The 3,666-nt window shown below is 50.5% G+C and carries 1 protein-coding gene; it reads right to left on the bottom strand.

The features are described 5' to 3' along the window. Positions 1-558: 558 nt before the first annotated feature. The gene (locus tag QUA00_RS29725; protein WP_333412101.1) at positions 559-3,450 is read right to left on the bottom strand and encodes a TIGR03960 family B12-binding radical SAM protein; all 2,892 of its coding nucleotides are present in this window, start codon (positions 3,448-3,450) and stop codon (positions 559-561) included. Positions 3,451-3,666 lie beyond the last annotated feature (216 nt).

The raw sequence follows: 3,666 nt of genomic DNA, 5'->3' as shown, positions 1-3,666 counted from the left end.
ATTGAACTTTAATCTAAAATCTAAAATTTTTGGTTCTTCACGACTTAAGTCGGGGGCTTCTCTCCGTTTTTTGACGGGTCAATCGATTTTAGATTTTAGGTTTGAGATTTTAGATTGACTCCACAGATGAATCTGGGAGCTGGAACTTTAATCTAAAATCTAAAATTTTTGGTTCTCCACGACTTAAGTCGGGGCTTCTCTCCGTTTTTTGACCCGTCAAAAACATCTATTGTTGAATACCCGCTCTGCGGTTTGAACCGTGAGATTTTTGAATAAGCCGACCACCGACAACCAGTCGATCGATCGAAATTAATCGCTAAATTTGGTTCAGACCCTCCGGCGGGTTTGGCGCTAGATTTAGCCCGTGAATGTACAACAAAAAGGCTTGAAGTCTTGAACAGAAGCAAATTGCACCCAGCCCGCGTTGCTGGTTGACGAGGGCGGCGAGCGACTAAAGCGCTCGAGCCGCCGCGGCTTCCATAACAAGCGATTATAGCGTGAAAGGACACATCCCGATCGAGAGCCGAAGGTAAAAAATTCCACCACGGCTTCCCTATCTTAACCATAACCTAGGATTAGCTGACTACGCTCAACCTGCAGAAGCTGAATTTCCTGCTGGCTGACTTGTTCGAGCATGAAAACAATATGTTCTGGCTTTAGCAAGTTGCCATCGCTGCGACAACTGCCGATAAAGCGCAAGACGGCTCTACCTTCGGATGTAGTACCAGAGGCAGAGGTGCTGCGGTCGGGTTTCTGATCTACAAGTTCTAGTTTGTGCAGTCGATCGCGCAAATTGACATCCTGCGTCTTTCCCGACTTAGTAGTATGCACCCGCCAAAAAGCCTCGGTTTCGGCGATCGTCTTGACCCAAGCATCCCAATTGGCATCAGGAGCCACGGAGACAGGAGCAGTATTTTCCCGGTCTAATTGGTCATTTTCTGTCAAGGAGCCTGCCGAGGTCACAGTAATTACGTACTCCGCTGCTTCTAACAACTGGTTAGCAGAAGGAGCCTTGAGATCGATCGACTCAACCTTGTAAATCGGAATATTTTCCGGCAGCTTAGCGGCCAACTTTTCCCGAAAACTCTCAATATCGATCGACTCAGTGAGCTCAAAATCGGCAATTTCCCCAGTGCTGGTAACGCCCAGAGGCAGAGCATTTGCCAGAGAAATGCGAGGGTTCGGGTGAAACCCGCCGGTAAACGAAATCGGCAAATCGGCTCTGCGGACTACTCGATCGAACAATCGGATCAAATCCAAATGACCAACCAAAGCCATATCGCCCACCTTCCCGAACCAAACCCGAAAACGCTGTTTCCGCTCCGTATTCGGGACAAACTCCCCAGCAAACTCAGGAATTGGCAGCGCATCCACAACCACATTGTGTCCGAAATCAGTGCCACAAACCCCGCAGCGCGAACACCCTTCAAAGGAACAGTCGGGAACCGTCGCTGCTTCCAAAGCCTTTTGCAAGTCTATTTTCAGCCAGTTTTTGTCGATTCCCGTATCTAAATGATCCCAAGGCAGGGCCTGATCGAGAGAGAGGGGGAGAGAGGGGGAGGGGGAGAGGGGGAGAGAGGGGGAGGGGGAGAGGGGGAGATCCGGAGAATTGGGAAAATCTTCGTTGATTTCTCTTCCGACCGACATCGGACTGACATCCGTTACATCCGTTACATCCGTTACAGAATCCGTTGCCGAACTTCCGACGGACATCGGACTGACATCCGTTACATCCGTTACAGAATCCGTTGCCGAACTTCCTTCTTCCTTCTCAAAAAGATTCCACTCACCGCTTTCGACTTGGCGGTATTTCCAGGTAAGGCCCGATTCATCGATCGCCTGAGTCCAAGCTTTGTAAGCCTGATCCAAACTTTCCCACCACGCATCCATACCCGCGCCAAGTTCCCAAGCGCGGCGGACTACAGCGCCCAAACGTCGATCGCCCCGTCCGACAAAATCCTCCATTGCCGAAATCCGCACATCAGTGTAATTCACCTTGACGCCCCGCATCCCCCGAAACTCTTCCTTCAGGAGTTTTTGCTTGCGGGAAAACTCAGCAGTAGAAACCGAGTGCCACTGAAAAGGAGTGTGAGGCTTAGGCGTAAAATTAGAAATTGTCAAGTTAAAAGTCAGTCCCCGCCTGCCATTGATCCTGCATTCCCTGTGCAGCCAGCGGACTGTTTCGGCGATGCCGAGAACATCAAAATCTGTTTCTCCCGGCAAACCGATCATAAAATACAGCTTGATTTTATCCCAGCCGCGATCGACCGCAGTTTTGACACCCCGAAGCAATTCTTCGTTTGTCAAACCTTTGTTAACAATGTCGCGCATCCGCTGAGTACCAGCTTCCGGCGCAAAAGTCAAACCGCCTTGTCGCGTCCCGCCGAGAATGTCGGCAATATTATCGTCAAATCGGTCAACCCGCTGGCTGGGTAGAGACAGAGAAATATTTTTATCTTTCAGGCGATTTTTGATTTCCATCCCGACTGCTGGGAGTGCCAGATAGTCGGAACAACTCAGGGAAAGCAGGGAAAACTCGCTGTGCCCGGTGGCTTGCATCCCCTGTTCGATCGCCTCTACGACTTGCTGAGGTTCGACATCGCGCGCGGGGCGAGTCAGCATTCCCGGCTGACAGAATCGACAGCCACGGGTGCATCCCCGGCGGATTTCTACTGTCAGTCTGTCGTGTACTGTCTGGACGTAGGGAACCAGGCCGATCGAATAAGCTGGTATCGGAGTCGCCACGCGGCGCAGAATTCGTTCTGGAACTTGCGGGCGGTTGGGATGAACAGAACCGTCGGCCGCCATATCGTAGAATTGCGGGACGTAGACGCCTGGAATTTGCGCTAAATCCAGCAGCAATGCTTCTCGGCTCAAATTATTTGTTTTGCCTTCTGCCAAAATCAAGCCAATTTCGGGCAGCAATTCTTCTCCATCTCCCAAAGCGATGAAGTCAAAAAAGTCCGCGTAGGGTTCGGGGTTGGAAGTTGCCGTTTGCCCGCCAGCAAAAATCAGCGGCATTTGACCGTTTTGGGGATTGGTCGCTCTTTCTTGCCAAGTTAGGGGAATGCCGGCTAAATCCAGCATTTCCAGAATGTTTGTTGCTCCGAGTTCGTAGCTGAGGCTGAAGCCCAGAATATCAAATTCTGTGAGCGATCGCCTTGATTCTACGGCAAACAGGGGAGTTTTGGTCGATCGTAGTTTTGCTGCCAAGTCGGCGGCGGGCAAATAAGCCCGATCGCACAACTGCCTCGGCACAGCGTTCAAAATGTTGTAAAGGATGATGTGCCCCAGATTGGAAGCACCAACTTCATACACTTCTGGGTAAGTGAGAACCCAGCGCACAGACGCCGCGTCCCAAGGCTTGTGCGTAGCACCCAATTCGTTTCCCAGATAACGAGCAGGCTGATTAATCTCTGCTGTAAGTAATTCTTCGACTTTTACTGCCACGGCTCGACTCGCTAAATAGTTGCGACTCTTAAGCAGCCTACCTTAAAATCTGCCAATACGCCAACGACAGTCGTCTGTCTTTTCGGCCATTTAACCGAATTTGCTGTGTTTTGTTGCCTGTTCTCGTCGATGAGGAGGCTTTATCAAAGAAATGGGTTTAAAACCCCGTCGTTCTAGGACGGCTTTAATTCCTTCTGAATTTTCCCGATCGTGTTA

It is taken from the genome of Microcoleus sp. T2B6 (assembly GCF_036700475.1).
Lineage (GTDB): Bacteria > Cyanobacteriota > Cyanobacteriia > Cyanobacteriales > Microcoleaceae > Microcoleus.
This window is presented reverse-complemented; position numbering and strand designations above follow the sequence as displayed.